Annotated in this window: 1 protein-coding gene; it reads right to left on the bottom strand. The window is 50.5% G+C overall.

What is annotated here, in order from left to right:
- The coding region (locus tag H5087_RS19985; RefSeq protein ID WP_182673146.1) for an Ig-like domain-containing protein at positions 1–938 on the bottom strand (938 nt) is incomplete at both ends.

Raw genomic sequence — 938 nt, 5'->3', positions numbered from 1 at the left:
CAGTGGCCATCGCTGCCAACTAGGGTCTCAATGGTTTGCACAGCGCCTGCGCTGTCGGTGATGGTGAGTGTAACAGTGCCACCAATTTCATTACTGGTGCCCTGAAGCTCTGGTGTTAAGTCGCTAACATCGCCTACGTTTTGAATGGTGAGTATTGGCGCTTGCGTGTCGATAGTGGTGGTATCACTCACTGTAGTTTCGTTGCCAACACTGTCGCGTACACTTACTTCGATGGTGCTTTGACCTTCACTTAATGGTGTGGTTGGAGTGGCACTCCAATTACCATCCGCATCAACAAGGGCGGTGATGGTTTGTGGGTTGCCGTTGCTGTCGGTAACGACTATCGTCACTTGTGCACCTTCGCCCGCATCACTTGTGCCGCTTATGATTGGCGTGTTGCTGTCGCTTTGTGCTGCAACGTCAACCGTCAGCGTAGGCGGTGTATTATCAAAGTCATCTGAGCTAATTGTACGGGTATTACCTGCGGCATCGGTCGCTGTTGCGATCACTGAGCCAACATCAAGTAACGATACATCTAATCCGACTAATGACCAGTTGCCATCCGCATCTGTTGTAGTGGTATATGTTGCACCAATACCACCGCCTACCAGTTGCTCGGTAATAGTAATTTCACTGCCTGCTGGCAAGTCAGACGTCCCACTTAGGGTAACCAATAAACCAAGTTCAAAGGTTGGTGTAAAGGCAAGTGCCGGTGGAGTTACGTCTACTTCGCCGCTGTCTGTACCTGTACCTGTGTTGCCTGCCGCATCGGTGATGCTGGCGCTGACGCTGTAATTACCTTCAGCTAATGTACCTGTTGGTGTCGCACTCCAGTTACCATTGGCATCGGTTTGTACATCAATGCTTTGAGTAGCATTTGCTGCATCTGTAAACGTCACCGTGATGGTGCTGTCAGGTGCATCACTAGTGCCTGTCAC

The organism is Pseudoalteromonas sp. SR43-7, from assembly GCF_014163785.1.
GTDB classification, from domain to species: Bacteria; Pseudomonadota; Gammaproteobacteria; order Enterobacterales; family Alteromonadaceae; genus Pseudoalteromonas; species Pseudoalteromonas distincta.
This window is presented reverse-complemented; position numbering and strand designations above follow the sequence as displayed.